Here is a 24540-nt window from a genome sequence, read left to right as displayed (position 1 = left end):
AACTAGGTGATATCGGGAAAATGGACATGTTAACCACGAAAAAATGCTAATTGCATCATGCAATTATCTTTTGATCAAACTTATTATAAAAACTGTTACTGCTTAATTTTGTATCATACAAGTTATTAGTCTAGATTGTTGTATCAATCCAGAAAGGGTACTGGGCAATCTCAAAATAGGTATCCCAGTAGCGCCCACCCATTTCTTCACCATCTTCTTGACCATACTCAATTGATGGGACGATGAGGTGCAGTTTGTTCGTGGTAGTGATGAACTGACTTCAAGTGCATGTGTCTTCCCAGACGCAGCATCAGTGCAATGAACAGTAACTTTGGCAAATGCGGTTTTTCGATGACGATTAGATCCAGGTTAGGGTCAGTGACCTCTGCTGTTGGAGCAATGTTAATGCCACCGCCAAGATAGGGATGATTCGAAACAGTCACAAGGTAGGCATGGGCATAAATGTCACGGTGCTGGCCCACATGGACTGTTAACGGGAATGGCAATTCATTGTAAACGACGCTGATTAGCGATGATAGTCGACTGAGCCACCCGAGGTGAAGCCGCTTGGTCAACCGTTTAGGTGACTTGCCATTTGCATCATTCACGACAGCGGCGTCAAAACCGATGCCGACAGTGTTGGTAAATACCCCAGTTGTATTTTTTTCTGCGTCCCGATAGGTGCCAACATTTAGCCATGATGCACTGTTACAGCCCAGAATCTGGTCAAGGGCCGAGCGCCAACGGGTGGCCATCTTAATGCCCTTCGCAAAATCGTTGCCGTTACCAACGGGTAAGTAAGCAACGGGGATGGGATGCGTGAGTTTTGCACTCGCAAGTCCATTTAGCACTTGGTGCAACGTGCCATCGCCGCCGACAGCTAAAACGACATTGGTGGCCGTCGTGAGATCTGGGTGCTGTTTAGCATACTGCCGTGCCAGTAACGTGGCTTGGCCAGGGTAGGTGGACTTCGCCACTTGGTAGCTGACCTGGCGTTCTTGCAGCACCGTTTTAATTTCGGGCCACAAGTTCTTCGCTTTGCCGCCACCGGCAAATTCATTTAAAATAACGTAAAAATTGACTGACACGACAACAAGACCATCCTCTCAAAATACATACTTTTTAATTATAACGAACTTTATAGTTCCAGGCTAGATTGAACCCGTAAAAGTTTAGACTTATTTCAGGAGTGAGGTGATCTCCTAAATGAGTGCCTGCTATAGTAAACCATAAAAAAGACACCATCACAACCGAAAAGTGTGATGGTGTCTTTTATTAATCCATGATCAGCATTGGCAGAATCATTGGATGACGTTCAGTTTTTTCAAATAGGAAGTTTTGTAAATCATCAATGATCGCGTTTCGAATCGAAGCCTCAGTGGCTTTCTTAGAACGCATTGCGCGGCGAATTGTTGAGAACACAAGCCGTCGTCCTTCATTGAGTAATTCACCGGATTCGCGCATGTACACAAACCCGCGAGACAGGATGTCAGGGCCAGCCTGAATCATCTTATCCTTAAGACTGATCGTGGCAACAACCACAACTAAGCCCTCTTCTGACAACAGTTGGCGGTCACGTAAGACCACGTTGCCAATATCACCGATGCCGCTGCCATCAATGTAAACATCACCAGCAGTGAAGTGACCGGCAATTCGAGCGGTGTCCTTGGTCAACGCGAGCACATCACCATTTTCCATGATGTAGCTGTGGTCAAGCGGCACGCCGCATTGTTCGGCAAGTTCGGTATGGATCTTCAACATCCGGTACTCCCCGTGAATTGGCATGAAGAACTTGGGCTTCATGAGCCGTAACATGAGTTTTTGTTCCTCTTGGCCACCATGACCAGAGGTATGAATGTTGTTGACCTTACCGTGAATCACGTTGGCACCGGCTTCTTCCAACTCGTTGATCACGTGGTTAACACTCACAGTATTCCCAGGAATTGGGTTACTTGAGAAGACCACGGTGTCACCAGGTTGAATCGCAATTTGCCGGTGGGTCCCGTTCGCAATTCGAGACAGGGCGGCCATTGGTTCACCCTGAGAACCGGTACACAGGATCAGCGTCTTGTTTGCAGGCAACGACTTTAAATCGTTGGCATCCACAAGGGCATCGTCTGGAATATTCAGATAGCCTAACTCACGCCCATTGACGATTGCGGCTTCCATGCTTCGGCCAAACACGGCAATTTTACGATCGTGCGCAAGTGCCGTTTCGCAAGCCGTTTCGATCCGTGAGATATTTGAGGCGAAGGTGGCGAAAATAATCCGGCCATCGACTTGGTCAAAAATCTTACGAACTGATTTGCCGACCCATTTTTCTGACTTGGTCCAGATGGGCCGCTCAGCGTTGGTGGAGTCTGCCATTAAACAGAGCACACCTTCTTCGCCAAGCCGGGCCATCTTTTGCAGATCAGGCGGCTGGTTGGTAACGGGCGTGAGATCGAACTTATAGTCACCCGTTTCCACGATCACGCCGGACGGAGTGTGGACTGCAACTCCCATTGTATCTGGGATTGAGTGGGTGGTCCGGAAGAACGACACACTTGTTTTTCGGAACTTCAGCACGGTATCATCATCGATCTCGTGGAGTTCAGCTTGGAGCAAGAGGCCATGTTCTTCCAGTTTGTTTTTAATGAGCGCTAGGGCTAGGGGACCAGCATAGATCGGAACGTTGAGGTCCTTTAACAGGTAAGGAACACCACCAATATGGTCTTCGTGACCGTGGGTGATGACGAGTGCCTTAATTTTTTGCTGGTTGGCGACCAGATAATGGTAGTCAGGAATGACATAGTCAATTCCTAAGAGGTCATCTTCTGGGAACTTGATCCCGGCATCAATCAGGATAATTTCATCCTGGAACTGAATACCGTACGTGTTCTTACCAATTTCACCTAAACCACCAACGCCAAAAATTGCAGTTTCGTTATTTTTGACGTTCAGTTTTTTCATTTACTAAACTCCGTCAACGAAAAGTCCGGGTTTTCTTTTTCATATTCAAGGAACTTACCCTCAAGCGGTTCGATGAATTCGATGTTGTGGTCGGTGTTTGCGGCAACCTCTGCCCGGGCCTCAACTTCGGTGTCCGCCTCGATAAATAAGGACTTAGTGTCCTCACGCTTCGGGTTACGAACATTATCTTCTTGGTAATAGACTTTAAAAATCATAGTGGGTTATTAAACATCCTTTCATAATCAGCACCCTGAAACAGGGCACCTCATTTTCTAAACTATTTGTACCGAACGTCTTAGTTGTTTATGAAACAACAGTTGGTTAAATATTAGCATACCCATGTCATTTTGTATAGTAGGTTATAATCCACGTCATAAGTGATATTATAGAAGAAAACGAAAACGGAGGTGTTGAAAATGGGGGTTACGCTTACAATCGTAATCGCGGTGATCGTTGCTTTCATCGTGTACATGCTCGTTCACCGGCTGATTGTCCGGCGCACGACACAAAATGCACAAGAAGCAGCTTTGAACCAGACGAACGTTGCTGTTAAGGCGTCATTACAGCGGTTGGTTGATGATCGGTTTATTAGTGAACCGGCAGAATTTGTGAAATCGACCATTAATCCTGACGGCTGGGGCCGGGGTGTCATGGCGTTTGAATACGTGATCAAGCTGGATCACGTGACCGATGACCAGCTGCCCATTTTACGGCAGCGCCTCAATCATATTTTAGCCGAGTTTACTGAAGATTATAAAATTGCGTCAGCTGACGGCGCGCAACAGTCCGCATTTTTCATTACCGATATTTGGCGCCATGAGACGCGAATTCATATGAGTATCGCTTATTTGGTCAATGAGGCAACTGTGGAGTATTTGCAGGATCTGCACCGGCTTGAACATCCGGAGAAGGGGGATCGGGCTGAGTAGTGGATTGCGTGGTCTTGCTTTGGTTTCTGGATAAATTAAAAGACATCATCCTGGATTGTTAGTGGATGGTGTCTTTTTGTTGCTTTTCATTTTTTGGTGTTTGAAATGGGTTTCAGTGGTTGGTTGAAAGTAGCTAGATAGTGTACTTTCTTGTCCTCATAGTGGAAACGCGTTCCACAAGGCAGAGGGCTACTGCATAAGGCAACTCTGACACAAAATCCAAACCCGGGATTTTCTGCCAGAGTTACCTTATGCTCCGCCTCTAAACGCCTTGTTCCACGCTCTGCCTCTAATCAAACATCACCGTATCCTCATCGATCTCAAACGGTGCATCCTTATTGATGTGATCATAGAACAAAACACCATGCAGGTGGTCGATCTCGTGTTGGCACACAATTGCTGGGTAGTTCTTCAGCCGTACCTTGTGTTGTTCGCCTTGCAGATCCTGGTAACGCAACGTGATTCGGTCGTGGCGTGGGACGTAGCCTGGGACTTCCGTATCGACTGAAAGGCAGCCTTCGCCCTCCGTTAATGCTCCGGCCTGAACGGAGTGGCTAATGATCACTGGATTAATGATGACTTGCTTAAAGGGTGACTCGCCACCTTCCTCTTCAGCGGGAACCAGTACCGCGGCCATCATTTCTGAAACACCGACCTGGGGTGCTGCTAGACCAACACCAGCGCGCAGGCCGTACTTCTTACATAACTCTGGATCCTGGCTCACTTCCAGGTATTCCATCATGTCAGCAGCTAACTTTTGATCTTCCTCTGAGAGGGGGAAGGTGACCTTAGCAGCTTCTTTGCGTAAAACGGGATTGCCGTCACGCGTAATATCTTTCATTAAAATCAAAAAATTACCTCCGCATACCAATAAAAATGGAACTCACTTAATAGTTAATTTTAGCATAAAAATGAGAAAGAATGAAACCATTAAAAATGTGAAGAAAATAACAATGTTTTTTCTGAAAACGGGATTCCCCGCCGTTACGGCAAAACGGTGACTTTTGCGATATAAAAGTAATGAAAGGGCTTGCGTGAACTGTGAAAGCGTGTTAATTTAAGAGTGTAGTTGAGAAAGCAAACAATCGTTTCTCGGTTTGGAAAGGCCGAATAGATTGAATGCGTACAAACGGAAAGGAAAGTGTTAGTTATGGCGAAGAAAACTGGGCAAGTAGTTGATTTTGCGTCAATCAAAGCCAAGATGAGCGATCCTTACAAGAAAACACTCCAAGTTATCAATGAAAAGGGTGAGATCGTAAATCAGGAACTTTTCGATAGTTTTTCAGATGACGAACTCGTCAATTTCATGAAAGACATGGTTTGGGAGCGTGCATTGCACGAACAAACAATGAACTTCTCTCGTCAAGGTCGGTTAGGCTTCTATGCCCCAACCTATGGTGAGGAAGCAAGTGAAATGGGTTCAATCGCAGCTTTCAAAGATCAAGACTTCCTGTTCCCTGCTTATCGTGATTTACCACAATTAATTAAGCATGGCGCTTCAGTTGCTCAAGGCTTCTTATGGTCAAAGGGTAACGCAGTTGGTGATGACTATGGCGATACGCGTAACTGGTTCCCACAAATCATTATCGGTGCACAATATGTTGAAGCTGCTGGTGCAGCCTTAGGGATTAAGAAGAACGGTGAAAAAGATGCCGTATCCTTCGTTTATACCGGTGATGGTGGTACTTCACAGGGTGACTTCTACGAAGGGATTAACTTTGCTTCAGCCTTCCAAGCTCCTGCAGTGTTCATGGTTCAAAACAACGGTTGGGCTATTTCCGTTCCACGGAAGAAGCAAAACGCTGCTGAAACCTTAGCACAAAAGGGTGTTGGCTCAGGTGTTCCAGGTGTTCAAGTTGATGGGATGGACGTTTTGGCGACTTACTTAGCTACCAAAGCAGCCCGTGACTTTGCCGCTGAAGGCAATGGTCCAGCATTAGTTGAAACCTTAACTTATCGTTTCGGTGCTCACTCAAGTGCTGGTGATGATCCTAGTCGTTATCGGACTAAGGAAGAAGAAAAACCTTGGTTCGATGCTGATCCACTGATCCGTATGCGTAAAGTCTTAACTGACAAGGGCTTATGGTCACAAGATCAAGAAGACAAACTTGTCGAAGAATATAAAGACAGCTTCAAGGCATCAATGAAGGAAGCTGAAAATACACCAACGCAATCAGTTGTTGATATGTTGAAGACCACGTTCGAAGAACCAACTCCACAAATCAAGGCTGACATTGCAAGATTCGAAGCAAAGGAGTCGAAGTAACCATGGCTAAATTAACTTATATCAAAGCGATTACAGATGGTTTAGACGTTGTTTTAGGCGAAGATCCAAAGACGTTGATCTTCGGTGAAGACGTTGGTAAAAACGGTGGTGTGTTCCGGACTACCCAAGGCTTGCAAGACAAGTATGGTGAAGACCGGGTCTTTGATACACCATTAGCCGAATCAGGTATTTTAGGATTAGCAATCGGGTTAGCTGCAACTGGCTGGCGTCCACTTCCTGAAATCCAATTTATGGGCTTCACTTTTGAAGCCGTTGACTCAATTGGCGGTCAAATGTCACGTAACCGGTTCCGGTTCAGTGGCAAGCGTGCAATGCCAATCACTATCCGGACCCCATTTGGTGGTGGTACCCATACTGCTGAAATGCATGCTGATAACCTTGAAAACTACTTCGTTGGGACCCCAGGCTTACGTGTTGTCACACCTGCTAACCCATACGATGCAAAGGGCATGATCATTTCTGCCGTTGAAAACAACGACCCAGTTCTGTTCATGGAAAACCTGAAGTTATACCGTTCAATGAAGGACGAAATTCCTGATGGCAAGTACACTGTTCCACTAGACACTGCAAAGGTGGCTAAGGAAGGAACTGACATTACCCTGGTTGCTTACAGTGCAGAAGTCAACGAATCTCTCAAGGCTGCTGATGCTTTAGCTAAGGACAACATCTCTGCTGAAGTCATTGACCTTCGTTCATTGTTTCCAATTGACACTGACACCATTTTCAAGTCAATTGAAAAGACCCACAAAGTAGTTGTCGTTCAAGAAGCACAAAAGATGGCCGGCGTTGGGGCACAAGTTGCTTCAGAAATCGCTGAACACGCTATCATGAACTTGGATGCACCTATCGGCCGTGTGGCTGCCCCAGATTCAGTATATCCATGGGCTCAAGTTGAAAACGACTGGTTACCAAATGCCGATGACATCGAAGAAAAAGCTCGCGAAATTTTGAACTACTAAGATAGCTCACTCAAACGAATACTTTGTGATTTTGTGATATAGAAAGGAAGTTTTCCCATGGCTTTTGCATTCAAACTCCCAGAGCTTGGTGAAGGGATGGCCGAAGGTGAAATTGCATCATGGCTTGTCAAAGAAGGGGACGACGTTAAGGAAGACGACGTTTTAGTTGAAATCCAAAACGATAAGTCCGTTTCAGAATTGCCATCACCTGTAGCCGGTAAAATTAAGAAAATCGTTAAGCAGGAAGGCGAAACTGCTGAAATTGGTGATACGTTAGTTGAAATCGATGACGGTTCACCTGACACACCTGACGACGGTGGCGACGCAGCCCCTGCTGCAGAAGCACCTAAAGAAGAAGCTGCCGCACCTGCTCCAGCTGCCGCTGCACCAGCAGCCCCAGCCGCACCTGCTGCACCTGCTGCACCTGCTGCACCAGCACCCGCAACTGGCGTGCCTGCCTTATCAGATCCTAACAAGATCGTTTTGGCAATGCCTTCAGTGCGTCAACATGCACGTGACAAGGGTGTTGACATCTCAGCCGTTACCCCAACTGGTAACCACGGCAGATCTTGTTAGCCGATGTTGACAACTTTAACGGTGCCGCTGCACCTGCTGCTCCGGCCGCTGCCGCTGCACCAGCTGCTGCTGCCGCTCCAGCTGCCGCACCAATCAAGCCTTACAAGTCAGCAACACCTGAACTTGAAACCCGTGAACCAATGTCAATGGTTCGTAAGGTTATCGCTAAGGCAATGCGGACTTCAAAGGATATTTCACCTCACGTTACCTCATTCCAAGACGTCGAAGTTTCTGCTTTGATGGCTAACCGGAAGAAGTACAAGGCATTGGCAGCTGATAAGGATATCCATTTGACATTCTTACCATACATTGTTAAAGCAATGGTTGCTGTTTTGAAGGACTTCCCTGAATTCAACGCGTCAATTGACAGCGCTTCAGAAGAAATCGTTTACAAGCACTACTTCAACGTGGGTATTGCAACGGATACTGATCACGGTCTTTACGTACCAAACGTTAAGAACGCTGATGCTAAGGGTCTGTTTGAAATTGCTAAGGAAATTACTGAAAACACCCAAGCTGCTAAGGATAACAAGCTGAGTGCCGACGCAATGTCCGGCGGTTCAATCACCATTAGTAACGTTGGTTCAATTGGTGGCGGCTTCTTCACCCCTGTTATCAACCAACCAGAAGTTGCAATCTTAGGTGTCGGCAAGATTGCCAAGGAACCATATGTCAACGAAGATGGCGAAATCGAAGTTGGCAACATGCTCAAGCTATCCTTGAGTTACGATCACCGTTTGATCGATGGGGCGTTAGCACAACGTGCCTTGAACAAACTCAATGATCTGCTTCATGAACCAGAATTGTTATTAATGGAAGGATGACCCTTAATATGTCAGATGTTGAAAAACGCGATACTGTCATTATCGGTGCCGGCCCTGGTGGGTACGTTGCCGCTATCCGGGCAGCTGAATTAGGCCAAAGCGTCACAGTGATCGAAAAATCTGAAACTGTCGGCGGTGTCTGCCTGAACGTTGGTTGTGTTCCTTCGAAAGCGTTGATCAATGCTGGTCATCGTTTCCAAGAAGCAGCGGATGCTTCAACGTTTGGGATTACTACCCAAGCACCTTCAATCGACTTCTCAAAGACGCAAGAATGGAAGCAAAAGAAGGTCGTTGATCGAATGACCAGCGGTGTTCGGATGCTGTTGAAGAAGCACAAGGTTGATGTTATCCAAGGCGAAGCAGTTTTGGATTCAGATACTAAGCTTCGTGTCGTTTCAACCGGTCCAAAGCAATTTATGAGTGCTGACGATGGTCTGACCATCGAATTTAAGAACTTGATCATTGCTACTGGTAGCCGTCCTGTTGAAATTCCTGGTTTCAAGTTTGATGGTCGGGTCGTTGACTCAACTGGTGGCTTGAACTTACCAGAAATCCCTAAAGAATTCGTCGTTATCGGCGGCGGGTACGTTGGGACTGAACTGGCTGGCGCCTATGCCAACTTAGGGTCACACGTGACCATTCTTGAAGGGACACCTTCGATCTTACCTAACTTCGACAAGGACATGGTTGCTGTTGTTCTGAAGCAAATGAAGAAGAAGGGCATCGATGTTGTGACAAGTGCCATGGCAAAGAAGTCTGTTCAAGACGATAACAGTGTCACTGTTACCTACGAAGTTGACGGCAAGGAAGCCACTATCAAGGCTGACTACTGCATGGTTACTGTTGGCCGGAAGCCTAACACGGATGACATTGGTCTTGAAATGACTGATGTTAAGACGACTGACCGTGGCTTGATCGAAGTGGATACTCAGGGTCACACCTCAGTACCTAACATCTATGCCATTGGTGATATCGTTCCTGGTCCAGCTTTGGCCCACAAGGCCTTCTTTGAAGCTAAGACTGCTGCCGGCGCAATTGCTGGTAACAAGACAGCCAATGACTGGGTCGGTGTTCCTGCAGTCTGCTTCGCTGATCCTGAATTAGCCACTGTTGGTTTAACTCAGACCGAAGCTAAGGACAAGGGCATTGAAGTTTCAACTGCCAAGTTCCCATTTGCTGGTAACGCCCGTGCCGTTTCACTTGACGAACCAGATGGCTTTGTTCGTTTGGTGACGACTAAAGACGACAACCACAATCTTCTGGGTGCCCAAGTTGTTGGACCCGGTGCATCTGACTTGATTGCTGAATTAAGCTTAGCTGTTAACAGCGGGATGAACGCCGAAGATATTGCTTTGACCATTCACCCACACCCAACATTAAGCGAACCAATTCAAGAAGCTGCCGATATTGCGATTGGATTCCCAACCCATATCTAAACACTTTGCGATGATTAAAGACCTGGAGATTGCTCCGGGTCTTTTTTGGTCTCTTATATTAAAATAGTGGTAAAATGCCGAACACCTCCGCTCCGCCGAATTGCTGCCAAGAATTGGCAGTGGACAAGGGAATCAAAAGAATGGAGTGAATCATTGCATTGCAGAACGCAGAATGGTGGCAGTTCAGTGCTGATTTTCTTCAGTAGTGATTAAAACTGTTGTCGTTTTTAATCCATGTCTAAATAAGCGCCATTCAACTGAAAACCATTATTTTGCCTTGTATCGCAATCGATCTTGATGCTGTATGAAATAACAGCATGCATTGAACTAGCCTCTAAACATGGAAACAAGTAGCGAACACGCTTGTTTATAGTATCGACTGCGGCAGGGCTCTGAGATCGTACTCTAAATTCTATCTATTGATTAACTTCGGATTTAACCTATAATTAAACTAGCAGTTTTTCAGAGAAAATGGAGGGTTGTCTATGAAAGCTAAAGTTGTCATTTGCGGGGATTCATCACGCATCGATAGTCTTTTAGCGACCTTGATCATGAAGGATCATCCGGTGGCAGGTGTTGTGTTGCCCGCTGATGAACCGGCCAAAACGTCAACTGAATTCGCAGCCTTACAGACGGCCGCTAAATTATGCCAGCATTTTTCACTGACACTGGGTCAAAATGAAGATCTGGTAAGTGCAGATGTTGTCATCATTGCCCTTGAACGGCCACAAATCGCGGCTGAGGACATGTTATCCTATGTTCAGGGCATTATGCCCCGATTTCGTCAGCTTGTGAATAGCGTGATTGAAAATGGGTTTAAGGGGAAAATACTGATATCCGCACCGTTTGACGAATTGCTGGTGTACTTTGCTTGGCGGTTCTCCGGCTTACCGCAAACGCAATTGGTCGGCGTGGGGACGTTCAGTCAGACCCTGTTTCTTCAGTCTCAGTTAAAGCATCGGCTACACGTTGGTGAAAATGATGTGCGGGCGTTAGTGGTCGGGACACCGCAGCAGCAGTTGATTGTTTGGAGTCGCAGTTACGTTGGACCGGCCCCCGTTTTGATGTATTTGGCCAATCAGGACAACCATTTTAGTGCTGAGGACATTGCGGAATTGGAGACTGAAGCCTCCAGCCAGGCGTTGGTTGATAATTGGGTGATTCAAGACATGGCCCTGGAGCGTCTTTTGATGGCCTTGGTGGACGACCAGCCTCTGATTGCGACGGTGTCGAATATCCAGACCGACCATGAAGTTGGCCCATTAGCAATCAGTACACCGGTTTTGGTGAGCCTAGCAGGGGTCCATCGGTTAACTGATCTAACACTTTCAGATTCTGAAGAGACCGAATTTGAGACGATCATTGGCCAGCTCAGACAAACCATTACAGAAATTGAAAACGGAAAGATAGGTGGCACCGAATGAGTGAAAACTATGCGTATCCTTTAGCGGATGATTGGTCAACGGATGAAATCATCACCGTCACGCATTTTTATCAACTGGTTGAAAATGCTTATGAACTCTCACAGGGCGTTTTGATCAGCGAGTTAACAGCGGCTTACCGGGCGTTTAAAACGATCGTAACCTCAAAGTCCCAAGAAAAGCAGTTGGATAAAGCCTTTGGCAAAGTCACGGGGTACAGTATTTATTTGACGATGAAACAATCCCGAGAAACGACCAAGAAATCAGTGAAAATGAGCACTGGGAGGGATGCGCGATGAGTGAACCAACACTTGAACAGGTTGATCAAACGGTCAAGACCTGGTTGAGAGAATCCCGCGACCTCGTTTTAAAGCGGATGGCAACGCCGTTAAACGTTGACCAGAAGACCGGCCGCAAAGACCTGGTCACAAACGTGGATAAGGAAAATGAGCGGTTATTGGTGAGCAAGATTCGAGCTTTTTCACCGGACAGTCAAGTGTTAGGCGAGGAAGGCTTCGGCGATCAAGTGACGGATACGGCGGGCTGGGTCTGGGTGGTCGATCCCATTGATGGGACGATGAACTTTGTCAAACAGCGTGACCACTTTGCGATGATGATTGCCTTATACATTGATGGGCAAGGTGTCTTGGGTTACATTTACGATGTGATCAACGACGCCTCTATTCTGGCGGGCCTTCGCTTGGCGTCTTTAAAAATGACCAGCCGGTGGCCAAACCAGCTAACGTTGCGTTGCGCGACGGGCTTGTGGCCATCAGCGGCCCGCTTGTTACAGAGGATGTCATGAATATGCCGGAGGTCATCCGACAAAGCGCTGGCTTTCGGGCGTATGGTTCAGCGGGGATTGAGTTCAGTCTCATGTTAACTGGTGAACTTATTACGTATGTTTCCTATTTAAAACCCTGGGATTTCGGTGCGGGCAAAATTTTAGCCGAAACCTTAGGACTTCGGGTAACTAGAGTTGACGGGACGCCACTGAGTATGCTATCATCAGACTTCGTAATGGTAGCAACGGAAAAAGCACAACAAGACATTCTGCCAATCATCGGTTAAAGCGTCTGACTGTGACACTTAGTCACAGTTTTTTTATGGCGCAAGGTCAGCGTAGGGTGCTCATTGAGCGGCCAGGTTTAACCATTTTCACGCAACAGGTTTAATAACGAGTCACTATGAAAGGAAGATACACACTTTGAAAACCAGAGATGATATTCGAAACATTGCAATTATCGCCCACGTTGACCACGGTAAGACGACCTTGGTTAATGAATTATTGAAACAATCTGACACTTTGGACGAACACGTTCAGATTGAAGACCGGGCTTTGGATTCTAACGCCATTGAACGGGAACGTGGGATCACGATCCTTTCAAAGAACACTGCCGTGCGTTACGGCGACAAGCAGATCAACATCTTGGATACCCCAGGACATGCCGATTTCGGTGGTGAAGTTGAACGGATCATGCGGATGGTTGACGGTGTTTTGCTGGTTGTTGATGCCTTTGAAGGGACCATGCCACAAACCCGTTTCGTGTTAAAGAAGGCTTTGGACCAACATTTGACCCCAATCGTGGTCATCAACAAGGTTGACCGCCCAGGCGCCCGTCCAGAAGAAGTCGTTGACGAAGTCCTTGACCTCTTCATCGAATTAGGTGCTGATGAAGACCAACTGGACTTCCCAGTGATCTACGCATCAGCTATGAACGGGACGTCAAGCTACGATTCTGACTTGGCAACCCAAGAACACACCATGAAGCCAATTTTTGACACCATTGTTGATCACATCCCAGCACCAATTGACAACTCTGACGAACCATTACAGTTCCAAGTTGCCATGTTGGATTATAACGACTTTGTTGGTCGTGTTGGGATCGGCCGGATCTTCCGTGGGACTGTCAGCGTTGGTGACAACGTTACAGTGATGAAGCTTGACGGCACAAAGAAGAACTTCCGGGTCACTAAGTTATTCGGGTTCTTTGGCTTGAAGCGGTTGGAGATCAAGACCGCTAAGGCCGGTGATCTGATTGCTGTTTCCGGGATGGAAGACATCAACGTTGGTGAAACTGTCGTTGACCCAAGCACCCCAGAAGCATTACCAATCTTACGGATCGACGAACCAACCTTGCAAATGACTTTCCAAACCAACAACTCACCATTTGCTGGTCAAGACGGGAAGTTTGTTACCAGTCGTCAATTGGAAGACCGGTTGAGGACTGAGTTGGAAACCGATGTGTCGTTACGTGTTGATGACACTGACGAACCAGGCGCATGGGTCGTTTCAGGACGTGGTGAATTGCATTTGTCAATTCTGATTGAAACCCTTCGTCGTGAAGGATTTGAATTACAAGTATCACGGCCAGAAGTTATCTACCGCGATATTGATGGCGTTATGAGCGAACCATTTGAAGAGGTTCAGATCGATACCCCTGAAGAATACACTGGTAGCGTGATTGACAGTCTGTCACAACGTAAAGGTGAAATGCAAAACATGGAATCAACTGATAACGGCCAATCTCGTTTGACGTTTATTGCCCCTTCACGTGGGTTGATCGGTTACTCAACCGAATTCATGTCCATGACTCGTGGTTATGGGATCTTGAACCATACCTTTGAAAAGTACGCCCCAGTAATCAAGAACTGGCACCCAGGCCGTACTAAGGGGACGCTGGTTTCCATGAACGCCGGTAAGGCAACGACCTACGCTATGATGGGTGTTGAATCTCGTGGGACCTTGCTGATCGATCCAGGTACCGATGTGTACGAAGGCATGATTGTCGGCCAAAACAGTCGTGAAAACGACATTACGGTTAACATCACCAAGGGTAAGAACTTGACCAACGTTCGTGCTGCCGGTTCTGACGACATGGCTCGGATCAAGACACCAACCCACTTATCACTTGAAGAATCACTTGAATTCTTGAACGAAGACGAATTCTGTGAAGTTACCCCTAACCACGTTCGCTTGCGTAAGCAGATCCTTGACACGAACACTCGTGAAAAGGAAGCTAAGAAGCGTCGTGCCGGTTCACGGTAATTCGAAAAATAATTGACTGAGTTCATCTTAGTCAAAAACGTCACTCACAACTGGTGGGTGGCGTTTTTTATTCCGTCATAGGGGGACTAGTACAGTAAATAATGACAGACACCTGATACCCACTTGAATGTGGCCGCTCAATTCAAAATAATTTGTTTAAGCTTCACACTCAACAACCACGATTTTTCACGGGTATGCTATAATTTAAAAGACTTGCTGTACGCAGGTGTATTCACGAGTGTGGGGATAGTTAAATGAAAAGGTTAAGAGATTTAGATTATTTTTTGATCGTACCATATTTATTATTGTGTGCAATCGGCATCGTGATGGTGTATTCAGCCAGTTCTAACGTTGCCATTGAAAACGGTACAACGCCGGGCGCTTATTTAGTACGTCAGGCATTTTGGGTCGTGATCGGCCTGTTGATCACCATTTTTATGACCGCTATGAACACGCGGTACCTTCACTATAAGCAATTTTACTGGGGCGGAATGCTGATTCTTGACGTCATGCTGGCTGGCTTACTGGTTGGCGGTAAGACGATCAACGGGGCCGCTGGCTGGATCACGCTTGGCCCAATCAACATTCAACCTGCTGAATTTGTAAAATTCTTTTTGATCGTGGCTACGGCGTCTCGTCTTGGGAGAAGGAGTGACGAGGAACCGATGCTTAATGGGCACTGGTGGACCACTAACGCAAAACCGTTGGCACTGAGCCTGCTGATGATTATGCTCGTACTCCTGCAGCCTGATATGGGGAGTGCCATGATTATTTCTGGTATCTTAGTCATGATGTATCTTGCCAGTGGGTTTTCTTATAAACTCATGGGCGCCATTGTTGGCGGCGGGATCGCGTTTTATCTGTGTATTTTGCTGCCCATCATGTTTAAAATCGGTAAAGCAACTCACGTCACGAGCTATAAACTGGCGCGAATCGTGGCATTTGTGGATCCGTTTGGTCACCAATCTGGTTCTGGTTCACAACTGGTAAATTCTTACTATGCCATCAGTAACGGTGGATTGTTTGGTGTCGGTCTTGGCAATTCGATTCAAAAACGGGGTTATTTACCCGAACCGAACACCGACTTTATTATGGCGATCATTAGTGAAGAGTTAGGGTTGATCGGGGTGCTCATTATTTTGTGTTTGCTGGCGTTTATCGTCTGCCGCGCAATCTACATTGGCATTCATTCAAAAAACACGTTTAATATTTTAATTTGCTATGGTGTGGCAACGTATTTTGCCATCCAAGCTTTCGTGAACATTGGCGGGGTGGTTGGGTTTCTCCCAATTACCGGGGTGACATTCCCATTTATTAGTTACGGGGGGTCGAGTATGATGTCCCTCACACTTTGTTTGGGGTTGCTCATCAACGTGAGTGCTCAGGAAAAAATTGCAAGACGAAAGGGGCTGTAAACTGTGCCGGCAATTCAAGAACGAGAAGATTTAGTCGTTTACGTGTCTAATTTGCGACAGGTGCGACAGTTAAAACGCTATGGTCATGTGGCTTATGTGTCCAAACGGATGCGGTATGCCGTGATTTATGTCAACACGGATCAATCAGTGACGTTACTGCCCAATTAAAAGAGCTGCGATTTGTGAAACGAATCATTACGTCGCCGCATAAAGCATTGATCGATTTACTGGGACTTTCTGGTAATCCGGTTGCGAAAGACGAACAGGCGAAGGCCGAGGAGGACGACGATTAGATGCGTGTCATTTCAGGTGAATACGGTGGTCGTCGGTTGCGAGCCGTCCCCGGTATGAAGACCCGGCCGACCACTGATAAGGTGAAAGAAGCTATTTTTAACATTATTGGCCCGTACTTTGATGGCGGGACGAGTCTGGATTTATTTGCGGGCTCTGGCGGCCTTAGTATTGAAGGTGTTTCTCGGGGCATCGACCATGCGGTGTTAATTGATCGGCAGGGCGCTGCCATCAAAACGATTCACCAAAACATTGAGGTTACAAAAGAACCCGACAAATTTAGTGTCTACAAACGCGATGCTGAAAAAATGTTGCCGCAATTAAAGAGCCAAGGGTTAGCCTTTAATTTGGTTTATTTTGATCCGCCGTATCGCGAACAAAAGATCATGAAGGAAATCCAGATTTTACAGGATCTGGCGCTGTTAGCACCAGAATGTTGTATTATGTGTGAAACGAACCAGGAAGCTGAACTGCCAGAAATGGTCGGTGCTGCAAAACTGGTCGAACAAAAATCTTATGGCATCACGAAGGTGACCATCTACGAGATGCCGGAAGAGGGGGAGACTGATGACTAAGGCTGTTTTTCCTGGCAGTTTTGATCCGCTGACGATGGGCCATCTTAATTTGATTCAACGCGCTAGCGGCTTGTTTGATGAGCTGATTGTGACGGTGGGGACGAATATAAGTAAACGGTCGTTGTTTACGCCAGATGAGCGGGTGGCCCTTATTCAAGAGAGCGTCGCGGATTTGTCCAATGTGCGCGTGCAGATGGAAAGCGGGTTAACGGTCGATTTTGTGAAATCGGTCAACGCCAGCGTTATTTTACGGGGTCTGCGCAATTCAAAAGATTATGACTATGAGGCCGGTATTGCACAGATGAACCACTATCTGGATAATGGCATCGAGACGTTATTTTTACTGACGGACGCGAAATATGCGTTTATCTCGTCAAGCCTCTTAAAAGAAGTGCTGCACTTTGGCGGCGATATTTCAGAGCTCGTGCCGCCAGCAGTTGTGGCCGCATTGGCTAAAAAGTGAGGTTGGGGGACCAATGAAAAATTTCCTAAAAAAAAGGGCGACTAAGGTTACTCTCGGGGTGATCGTCGGTGTTTTAGTACTGGTTGGCCTGTTTTGGCCGTTGCCGTACTACATTGAAACGCCGGGATCGGGCACAAATCTGAAGTCGTTTGTGACGATTAAATCCCACCCGGATAAGCGTCCCGGTGAGTACATGATCATGACGGTGCAGCTTGCTCGTGCGCGACCCATTACATACGCGCTAGCCAAGGTGCTGCCCTACCATGAGATCGACACGGAAAAGAGCGTTACTGGCGGCCAGAGCGGTGCCACTTACATGCGGATGGAGAACTTCTATATGCAAAGTGCCATCAACGAAGCGAAGGCTGTTGCAGTTAAGGCGGCTGGGGACAAGGTGACCAAGGATTATTTGGGCATCTATGTCATGGAAGTTCAGAAGAACTCCAAGTTTAAGGGTGAGCTCAAAGTGGGTGATACGATCACAAAGGTCAACGGTCGCCATTTTGAGAGTGCCTTTGGGTTCCAAAACTATATTCGCAAGCAAAAGGTTTGTAAGCAATTGGCCGTCACTTATGAACGAGACGGCGTTAAGCACACTGTGACGGAACCGCTGATTAAATTATCAAGCGGTCAACCTGGGATTGGCATCATTTTGACGGATAACGTGAAGATCAAGACCTCGCCAAAGGTTTCAGTGGATCCGGGACAAATTGGCGGCCCGTCAGGTGGTTTAATGATGAGTTTGCAGATCTACACGCAATTGACCAACACCAATTTACGTCACGGCCGTAAAATTGCCGGAACGGGAACCATCAATCCGGATGGCTCCGTTGGTGAAATTGGCGGGATCGATAAAAAAATCGTGGCGGCTAAAAAAGCCGGTGCAACAATTTTCTTCGCACCGTATATTAAACCAACGAAGGCGGTGCTGAAGTTAGAAGAGCACCATGAAACAAACTATCAACTCGCTAAGAAGACGGCGAAGAAGGTTGCACCAAACATGAAGGTCGTTCCTGTGACGAGCTTTAAGCAGGCGGTGCGGTATTTGGAGACACATAAGTAGAGCGTAGAGCGTGGAGCAAGGCGCTTAAGGGGCGGAGTGTAACGGACTCTGGCAGAAAAGTCCGGGCCTGACTTTTTTGCCAGAGTCCGTTACACAGTAGCCCCTTGCCTTGCGGAACGCGTTTCCGCTAGAGAAGGGCAAAGCACGTCGCCAAAAGCACTCAGTGACAGAAAAGTCCGGGCCTGACTTTTTTGCCAGAGTCCGTTACACAGTAGCCCCTTGCCTTGCGGAACGCGTTTCCACTAAAAAGTGCAAAGTGCGTCGCCAAAAAGAGCTAAGTGGTAAATAAGCTTCTAATCAGAATTTGCTTACCCAAACCACTAAAAAAATTCCACATATAACTAACCAAACAGTGAAATTAATCATCCTGAAACAATATAAAAGCTGAAACTAGCTTAGTTTCAGGCTTTTATAATCCCCAAAAAAAGAGCACTAAAACAGATACCGCTCGTACCCATTTTCCATTGCATATAAAAATTTAAAAATAATTTACTACCTAGACAACCATTTCCAACTTTCCCTGCGTAGTTAACGGGTAAGAAGGGAGGAATAGTGTTGGATAGGTTAAAAGAACTGTTAGGAACGATGGGACGAGAGGTTTGGATCATTGCGGGAATTGCGGTAGCAACGATTGGTATCGTTTTTTTGATGGTACACCAGGCCCCACAGGAGGCATCTACGCAACCGGAATCAGCCGTAATGTCAGATAGCATGGCGGTGGCGAGCAGTGGCGGTAGTGACTCGACTGTGGCGTCTAGCCAGTCAATGACGATGTATGTTGATATTAAGGGTGCCGTTAAGAATCCAGGATTAAAAAAGGTGACCGGTGACATGCGTGTGATCGATGCTGTGCAGTTGGCCGGCGGATTTGCAAGCAATGCTGACCAAAAACAGGTGAATTTAGCCCAGCGGCTGACTGATCAGCAGGTCGTGTTTATTCCAAAGCACGGAGAAACCGCACCGCCAGTTGCCACGGGTGGCGGTGGTGCGGGTGCCAGTAGTGAAGCGCCGCAAGTGAACCTGAATTCAGCAGACCTCGAGCAGCTGCAACAGTTGGACGGTGTGGGTGAAAAAAAGGCCCAAAAGATCATTGATTACCGGACGGCTAAGGGTCAGTTTAAGACCATCGAAGATATTAAGAACGTTTCTGGATTCGGTGATAAAACATTTGAGCGGTTAAAGCCACAACTTGCGGTGTGATTTTTGAGATGTTAGTCGGTTGTTCAATTTTTTGGTATACTGAGTTTTGTTTCAATCTTTATCGAGAGAATTGAGCGTTACCGAATAAGCGGAGGCAATCACATGACAAAAAAGAGAATTCCATGGGATCAATACTTTATGATGCAATCTGTCCTGTTAGCCAGTCGGAGTACGTGTAATCGGCTGTCTGTGGGGGCCACGATCGTGCGTGATAAGCGGATCATTGCGGGTGGCTATAACGGTTCTGTTTCAGGTGATGTGCACTGTATCGATGAGGGCTGCTACCTCGTTGACGGGCATTGTGTCCGGACAATTCATGCAGAAATGAATGCCATTTGCAGTGTGCAAAGTTTGGGGAACAAACGGATGGCGCGGAGATTTACGTGACCGATTTTCCCTGTCTGCAATGCACGAAAATGTTGCTTCAAGCGGGCATCAAAAAAATATCCTACTTGCGTAACTATCACAATGATCCTTACGCAATGGAATTGATCAAGATGAAAAATGTTGAACTCAATCAAGTGACATTAGACGAAGAAATGATTAAACGAGCTTCTTTTGAGACCTATTTGACTGACCATCAATAAAACAATTATTTGGTTAGCGGTCCTGGTGGGCTGCTTGAGTGGCTGTGTGTTTGGCAATTTTTGGGTATCGGCGGGACTGGCCGGTATTTGGCTGATTCGAATTGTCTGCTTGAAGGATCGCAGTATTTTGATTTGGGCAATCGTGACTAGCCTTGTTTTTGGGTGCTGGTTTGTGTTTCAACGTGATCAGCGTCGCTTACAAACGTTGCCTGAGATGTCGAACACCACGGTGAAATTGCAGGTGCAACCGGATGATGTCCTGGTTGGGCCGGACAGCGTCCAACTTAAGGGCAGGCTGCCAACTGGCCAGCAAGTTACAGGCCAATATTACGCTGCAGAAGGAGAACGACCGGCGCCACAGTGGCAGATCAAACGGGCAAGTACTTTGACTGTTGCCGGCGATGTCATGCAGTTTGAACCAGCTACGAATGTGAATGAATTTGATTACGGTGCCTATCAGCGCCAGAACGGGGTGTTGAACCGCGTTAAAATCGCACAGTTATTGGCTGTCACGCCGGCGACCGGTGGGCATGTGTGGCAACGCTGGCTGAATGCGTGTCATACCTTGCGGGCAAGATTGATTATTGAAACTAAAAAATTGCCCCCGTTGCTGGCACTCTACGTTCAGGGGCTGTTCTTGGGGTACCGGGCAGATAATTTTTATGACAACCTGGCCGCCGTTACAGACCTCGGCCTGATCCACTTATTTAGCATTTCTGGCTTCCATGTGGTCTGGCTAACGGCAGTAATGGCATTCGTTTTGAAACGATTACGGTGTTCCCAGGCCGCAGTGAATGTCATCATCCTTTTGAGTTTACCCAGCTACTTTGTGTTAGCCGGTGCGGCGCCTAGTTTACTGCGAGCAATTTTAGTGTCGATGCTGGCTCTGGGGGCTTCTCTAATGCACTGGAAAGTGACACCACTAACGCTTTGGGGACTCAGCCTTATGCTGGCTTTACTGTGGTACCCAGCGTTGTTGATGCAATTAGGGGGTCAGTTAAGTTATGCACTGGCGTTTGCCCTGATCTTTGTTGAGGGTCGCTCAACTTTGATGAAACAGTGTTATTAAACATGGTGAGTCTGCCGTTTGTTTTGTATCACGTCTATCAGTGGCACGTGTGGTCATTGATGGCCAATTTATTGATCTTACCGGTGTTTAGCTGGCTCATTTTTCCAGTGACGCTGATCGGCGGTCTCCTAGGTCTGAAATTTCCGGTGGTTGCGCAACTGTGTACGCATCTGTTAGGCTGGTTTACACAGGGGCTGGATACGATTGCCCATTTCCCTGGGATGATCACCTTTGGCAAGCCGCACATCGTTTTGGTGGTGTTGCTGGTTGGCCTTACCTTAGTGCTCTTGACACGCCACCGGCAGCGGACTGTTATTATTGCGCTTGCGGTGACGTATGCCGCATCATTTTTAATGATCCACTATCCAGTTAAGGGCGAGGTAACGTTTTTTGACATTGGCCAAGGGGACAGTTTCATGATTCGAGAACCCTATGGTAAACAGATCACCATGATCGATACCGGGGGTGATGTTTTCTTTGGCGGGCATCAGGTCAAAAAACGAAGTCGGGCATTACGCCTGAACATCAACTACATGCAGAGTATGGGCATTCACCGCATTGACGCACTATGTTTGTCCCATCAAGACGCTGACCACGTTGGCTTTGTCGGCGATGTGTTGAAAACCATGGCCGTAAAACGGTTATATATTCCCTGGGGAATGGCAGCCAACCCGCAATTTATGCAGCGGATTCGACCCAATTTGAATCAGACTCAGTTGATTAGTGTCCGGGCAGGTCAGACCATCCTGGCACGCACTTGAAGGTCGTTCATCCCTTTACGCCAGGACTTGGTGGGAATGAAGACTCCATGGTCTTAACGGGTCAGTATGGCGGGTTGCAGTTCATGTTTACGGGTGATTTGGGGCAGGATGGCGAAAAGAAAATTATTGCCCACTATCCGCAACTGAGAACGGATGTTTTAAAACTCGGTCATCATGGGAGTAAAACATCCTCGGCACCTGAATTCATTCAGGCATTACAACCCAAGGTGGGTATCATCTCAGCCGGGCGGCATAACCGGTATGGCCACCCGAACCAAGAAACGCTGGCAACACTGGAACAACAACACGTCCCATACTTTAATACGCAAACAAACGGCATGATCCGGTACCGATTTCGGGCACATCACCCCGGGTACTGGGAAACAGTGATGAAGGAGGATGCAACTTGAGTTACGAAACGGTCATGAAATCACTACACAACCACACGCCGGTTTCTGTTTATCTCATAACTGGTGATCAAGCGTACTTGGTGAATCGACTCAAAAAAGCGTTCACAGATTTGATTCCTGAAGAAGAGCGGACGATGAATCTTGCAAGCTATGATATGGAATCAACGCCACTTGCTCAGGCGCTTGACGATGCAATGTCAGCACCATTTTTTGGCGAACGCCGACTGGTATTTGTTGAGCACGCCTATTTTTTGACGACGGATCCGCACAAGGGCATCAAGTCGACCATGATATAGATGGGATGCTGACCTACCTCGAACATCCTGAGCCAACAACGGTCATCGTTTTTATTGCGACTACTGGCAAACTTGATAGCCGTAAAAAAATTGTTAAAACGCTTAAAAAAGTGGCTGATGTTGTGTCCCTTGAGGCGATTGGTGAAACGCAGATCAAACAGCTGGTTGGCAATGACCTCCAAAACAATGGGTTTAAGATTCAGCCGGACGCGTTTAATCAGTTGCTGCAGCGGACCGGGTCAGATCTTTCATTGATTATGAATGAACTGCCTAAGCTAAAAATGGCCAGCTATGAGTCAAAGGAGATCACGGCCGAAGTGGTGCAGGAATTGGTCACAAAGTCTCTCGACCAAAATGTGTTTGACCTGGTGAACGACGTGATGGCAAAACATATTGATGCGGCCCTGACGTTATACCGGCAACTGATTTTGACCAAAGAAGAACCGCTTAAGATCAATACCGTCTTAGTGAGTCAGTTTCGGTTGTTGATTCAAACGAAGATTTTAGTTAAGAATGGGTATAGCCAGGGGAGCATCGCAAGTACGCTTAAGGTACATCCATACCGGGTCAAGCTTGCCATGCAGAGCACCCGACGACTTAAGTTGGATGATTTAAAGCGGGCTTATCTTGGTCTGATCGCCATTGAACGGTCATTAAAGTCGACTAGTCAGGACCCGGAGACTTTATTTGAACTGTTTATGTTGAAATTCTTAAACGAAGTGGCCTAAAAAAGGGCACAAAAAAGGCTGGTTCGCAAGGAATCAGTCTTTTTATGATGGGTCGTTTAAGTTAGGCGTTTGCTTTAGCAAGACGTGCAGCCATCCGTGACTTGTCACGAGCAGCTTTGTTACGCTTGATTAAACCCTTTGATGCGGCTTTGTCAACGGCGCTTGATGCAGCGACGTATAAAGCAGCAGCTTTTTCATCATGAGCAGTGACAGCAGTTTCGAACTTCTTAACAGTTGTCCGCATCGTGCTGAGTTGTGATGAGTTACGCTTGTTTGCTTTAACGTTAGTCTTTGCACGCTCGATAGCAGATTTGATAATTGGCAATGATTTCACCTCCACAGTAAAAAAGAGCCAAACGGTCTTTTTAATATTCAACGAATGTCATTATACAGAAGATAAGGGGTGATTGCAACACCTCTGGTCGAAATGTAAAGTAAAAATACTTGATAATGAAATGCCTTGTGTTCAACCGCGATGTTGTGTACAATGATTAAGGTTCATATGCCCATACTTAGTTTCTCGTGATCTCACTCACGGTAACTCAGTATTGGGTGGATCAAAAAAATATTTATAAGGTGGGAATTTTTACCATGGCTATTAGTCAAGAAAAGAAAAACGAAATCATCAAGCAATATGCACGTCACGACGGCGACACTGGTTCAGCCGAAGTCCAAATTGCTGTTTTAACTGCTGACATCAACAGCATCAACGACCACATGAGAGCTCACAAGAAGGACTTTCATTCACAACGTGGGTTGATGAAGAAGATCGGTCACCGTCGTAACCTCTTAGCTTACCTCCGTAAGTCAGACGTTCAACGTTACCGTGACTTAATCCAATCATTGGGTCTGCGTCGTTAAAATTAAGTCTTTTAGAGAATCGCTTAGGCGGTTCTTTTTTTGTAAGGTGCGCAAGAAGGGCGCCTAAAAGGTGGAGCACAAGGCCACTCTGACATAAATTCCTGGGTCTGGAATTTGTGTCAGAGTGGCCTTGTGTGCAACCTTTTGCCCTTCTGTAGCCGATTCGGCTAGAGAGCAGGGGTGCTGGATGAAATGTCTGGGTCTGAAATCCGTGCTGGGGCGCGCTTGTGTGCAACGTTTTGCCCTTCTGTAGCCCGATTCGGTAGAGAGCAGGGGTGCTGAATGAAATGTCTGGGTCCGGAAACCGTGTCAGAGTGGCCTTGTGTGCAACGTTTTGCCCTTTTGTAGCCCGATTCGGCAAGGGAGCAGGCACGCAGTATAAAAAGGG

25 protein-coding genes and 3 pseudogenes are annotated in these 24540 nt (G+C 46.9%); 23 read left to right on the top strand and 5 right to left on the bottom strand.

What is annotated here, in order from left to right; genetic code table 11:
* Positions 1 to 227: 227 nt before the first annotated feature.
* The 3 genes from JCM11969_RS02545 to JCM11969_RS02535 form a co-directional block, all read right to left on the bottom strand.
* The gene (locus JCM11969_RS02545; RefSeq protein ID WP_225353096.1) at positions 228 to 1088 is read right to left on the bottom strand and encodes a diacylglycerol/lipid kinase family protein; all 861 of its coding nucleotides are present in this window, start codon (positions 1086 to 1088) and stop codon (positions 228 to 230) included.
* A 187-nt stretch (positions 1089 to 1275) separates the two neighbouring features.
* On the bottom strand, positions 1276 to 2952 hold the full coding sequence (gene rnjA, locus JCM11969_RS02540; RefSeq protein ID WP_054707838.1) for a ribonuclease J1: 1677 nt from the start codon (positions 2950 to 2952) through the stop codon (positions 1276 to 1278).
* Positions 2949 to 3167, bottom strand: a complete 219-nt coding sequence (locus tag JCM11969_RS02535; RefSeq protein WP_054707834.1) for a DNA-directed RNA polymerase subunit epsilon — start codon at positions 3165 to 3167, stop codon at positions 2949 to 2951. The genes rnjA and JCM11969_RS02535 overlap by 4 nt, the downstream gene beginning before the upstream one ends.
* Before the next feature lie 201 nt (positions 3168 to 3368).
* Between JCM11969_RS02535 and JCM11969_RS02530 the strand changes: the two genes are divergently transcribed.
* Positions 3369 to 3881, top strand: a complete 513-nt coding sequence (locus tag JCM11969_RS02530) for a hypothetical protein (RefSeq protein ID WP_054707831.1) — start codon at positions 3369 to 3371, stop codon at positions 3879 to 3881.
* 289 nt (positions 3882 to 4170) lie between these two features.
* On the opposite strand, the gene def is transcribed toward JCM11969_RS02530, so the two are convergent.
* Positions 4171 to 4731 (bottom strand): peptide deformylase, encoded by a 561-nt coding sequence (gene def / locus JCM11969_RS02525; protein ID WP_054707828.1) that lies wholly within the window; start codon positions 4729 to 4731, stop codon positions 4171 to 4173.
* 300 nt (positions 4732 to 5031) lie between these two features.
* On the opposite strand from def, the gene pdhA reads away from it, so the two are divergent.
* The 21 genes and pseudogenes from pdhA (at position 5032) to holA (ending at position 23291) form a co-directional block, all read left to right on the top strand.
* On the top strand, positions 5032 to 6147 hold the full coding sequence (gene pdhA / locus JCM11969_RS02520; protein ID WP_054707826.1) for a pyruvate dehydrogenase (acetyl-transferring) E1 component subunit alpha: 1116 nt from the start codon (positions 5032 to 5034) through the stop codon (positions 6145 to 6147).
* A gap of 2 nt (positions 6148 to 6149) precedes the next feature.
* Positions 6150 to 7127, top strand: coding sequence for an alpha-ketoacid dehydrogenase subunit beta (locus JCM11969_RS02515; protein WP_054707823.1), 978 nt, complete (start codon positions 6150 to 6152; stop codon positions 7125 to 7127).
* Positions 7128 to 7184: 57 nt separating this feature from the next.
* Positions 7185 to 8527 (top strand): annotated as a pseudogene (locus JCM11969_RS02510) (dihydrolipoamide acetyltransferase family protein).
* Positions 8528 to 8535: 8 nt separating this feature from the next.
* Complete coding sequence (gene lpdA, locus JCM11969_RS02505; protein ID WP_054707820.1) at positions 8536 to 9963, top strand: dihydrolipoyl dehydrogenase; 1428 nt, start codon at positions 8536 to 8538, stop codon at positions 9961 to 9963.
* 485 nt (positions 9964 to 10448) lie between these two features.
* Positions 10449 to 11387, top strand: a complete 939-nt coding sequence (locus JCM11969_RS02500) for a lactate/malate family dehydrogenase (RefSeq protein ID WP_054707817.1) — start codon at positions 10449 to 10451, stop codon at positions 11385 to 11387.
* Positions 11384 to 11683 (top strand): UPF0223 family protein, encoded by a 300-nt coding sequence (locus JCM11969_RS02495; protein WP_054707814.1) that lies wholly within the window; start codon positions 11384 to 11386, stop codon positions 11681 to 11683. Before JCM11969_RS02500 ends, JCM11969_RS02495 begins: the two co-directional genes overlap by 4 nt.
* Positions 11680 to 12455 (top strand): annotated as a pseudogene (locus tag JCM11969_RS02490) (inositol monophosphatase family protein). Before JCM11969_RS02495 ends, JCM11969_RS02490 begins: the two are co-directional and overlap by 4 nt.
* A 136-nt stretch (positions 12456 to 12591) precedes the next feature.
* Positions 12592 to 14433, top strand: a complete 1842-nt coding sequence (gene typA / locus JCM11969_RS02485) for a translational GTPase TypA (protein WP_054707813.1) — start codon at positions 12592 to 12594, stop codon at positions 14431 to 14433.
* A gap of 254 nt (positions 14434 to 14687) precedes the next feature.
* Positions 14688 to 15848: an FtsW/RodA/SpoVE family cell cycle protein gene (locus tag JCM11969_RS02480; RefSeq protein WP_054707810.1), complete on the top strand. Its 1161-nt coding sequence runs from the start codon at positions 14688 to 14690 to the stop codon at positions 15846 to 15848.
* Between the two features lie 3 nt (positions 15849 to 15851).
* Positions 15852 to 16016: a DUF2129 domain-containing protein gene (locus JCM11969_RS16930; protein ID WP_082409138.1), complete on the top strand. Its 165-nt coding sequence runs from the start codon at positions 15852 to 15854 to the stop codon at positions 16014 to 16016.
* Between the two features lie 125 nt (positions 16017 to 16141).
* Positions 16142 to 16714 (top strand): 16S rRNA (guanine(966)-N(2))-methyltransferase RsmD, encoded by a 573-nt coding sequence (gene rsmD, locus JCM11969_RS02475; RefSeq protein ID WP_054707807.1) that lies wholly within the window; start codon positions 16142 to 16144, stop codon positions 16712 to 16714.
* Positions 16707 to 17177 carry a pantetheine-phosphate adenylyltransferase gene (gene coaD, locus JCM11969_RS02470; protein ID WP_054707804.1) on the top strand — a complete coding sequence of 157 codons (471 nt, stop codon included), beginning with the start codon at positions 16707 to 16709 and terminating at the stop codon, positions 17175 to 17177. Before rsmD ends, coaD begins: the two co-directional genes overlap by 8 nt.
* Positions 17178 to 17190: 13 nt before the next feature.
* Positions 17191 to 18240 carry a SepM family pheromone-processing serine protease gene (locus tag JCM11969_RS02465; RefSeq protein ID WP_054707801.1) on the top strand — a complete coding sequence of 350 codons (1050 nt, stop codon included), beginning with the start codon at positions 17191 to 17193 and terminating at the stop codon, positions 18238 to 18240.
* A 555-nt stretch (positions 18241 to 18795) separates the two neighbouring features.
* Positions 18796 to 19440, top strand: a complete 645-nt coding sequence (locus JCM11969_RS02460; RefSeq protein WP_056987889.1) for a helix-hairpin-helix domain-containing protein — start codon at positions 18796 to 18798, stop codon at positions 19438 to 19440.
* A gap of 102 nt (positions 19441 to 19542) precedes the next feature.
* A pseudogene (locus tag JCM11969_RS20210) lies at positions 19543 to 19832 on the top strand (cytidine/deoxycytidylate deaminase family protein); the annotation flags it as partial.
* A complete protein-coding gene (locus JCM11969_RS20205; protein WP_369523180.1) occupies positions 19824 to 20027 on the top strand; it encodes a cytidine/deoxycytidylate deaminase family protein in 204 nt (67 codons plus the stop codon). The pseudogene JCM11969_RS20210 and the gene JCM11969_RS20205, both read left to right, overlap by 9 nt.
* Positions 20028 to 20073: 46 nt before the next feature.
* Positions 20074 to 21096 (top strand): ComEC/Rec2 family competence protein, encoded by a 1023-nt coding sequence (locus tag JCM11969_RS19585; protein WP_156319236.1) that lies wholly within the window; start codon positions 20074 to 20076, stop codon positions 21094 to 21096.
* A complete protein-coding gene (locus JCM11969_RS19580; protein ID WP_156319235.1) occupies positions 21087 to 21857 on the top strand; it encodes a ComEC/Rec2 family competence protein in 771 nt (256 codons plus the stop codon). Before JCM11969_RS19585 ends, JCM11969_RS19580 begins: the two co-directional genes overlap by 10 nt.
* On the top strand, positions 21854 to 22267 hold the full coding sequence (locus JCM11969_RS02440) for a ComEC/Rec2 family competence protein (RefSeq protein WP_156319234.1): 414 nt from the start codon (positions 21854 to 21856) through the stop codon (positions 22265 to 22267). The genes JCM11969_RS19580 and JCM11969_RS02440 overlap by 4 nt, the downstream gene beginning before the upstream one ends.
* Positions 22264 to 22563: a DNA polymerase III subunit delta gene (locus tag JCM11969_RS20200; protein WP_369523177.1), complete on the top strand. Its 300-nt coding sequence runs from the start codon at positions 22264 to 22266 to the stop codon at positions 22561 to 22563. The genes JCM11969_RS02440 and JCM11969_RS20200 overlap by 4 nt, the downstream gene beginning before the upstream one ends.
* Positions 22564 to 22568: 5 nt before the next feature.
* Complete coding sequence (gene holA, locus JCM11969_RS02435) at positions 22569 to 23291, top strand: DNA polymerase III subunit delta (protein WP_369523176.1); 723 nt, start codon at positions 22569 to 22571, stop codon at positions 23289 to 23291.
* Positions 23292 to 23352: 61 nt separating this feature from the next.
* Here the strand turns inward: holA and rpsT are convergent, their stop codons facing one another.
* A complete protein-coding gene (gene rpsT, locus JCM11969_RS02430) occupies positions 23353 to 23616 on the bottom strand; it encodes a 30S ribosomal protein S20 (RefSeq protein ID WP_054707787.1) in 264 nt (87 codons plus the stop codon).
* Between the two features lie 266 nt (positions 23617 to 23882).
* Here rpsT and rpsO point away from each other — a divergent pair, with 266 nt between their 5' ends.
* Positions 23883 to 24152 (top strand): 30S ribosomal protein S15, encoded by a 270-nt coding sequence (gene rpsO / locus JCM11969_RS02425; RefSeq protein ID WP_054707784.1) that lies wholly within the window; start codon positions 23883 to 23885, stop codon positions 24150 to 24152.
* Positions 24153 to 24540 lie beyond the last annotated feature (388 nt).

It is taken from the genome of Secundilactobacillus paracollinoides DSM 15502 = JCM 11969, from assembly GCF_001311135.1.
GTDB lineage: Bacteria > Bacillota > Bacilli > Lactobacillales > Lactobacillaceae > Secundilactobacillus > Secundilactobacillus paracollinoides.
This window is presented reverse-complemented; position numbering and strand designations above follow the sequence as displayed.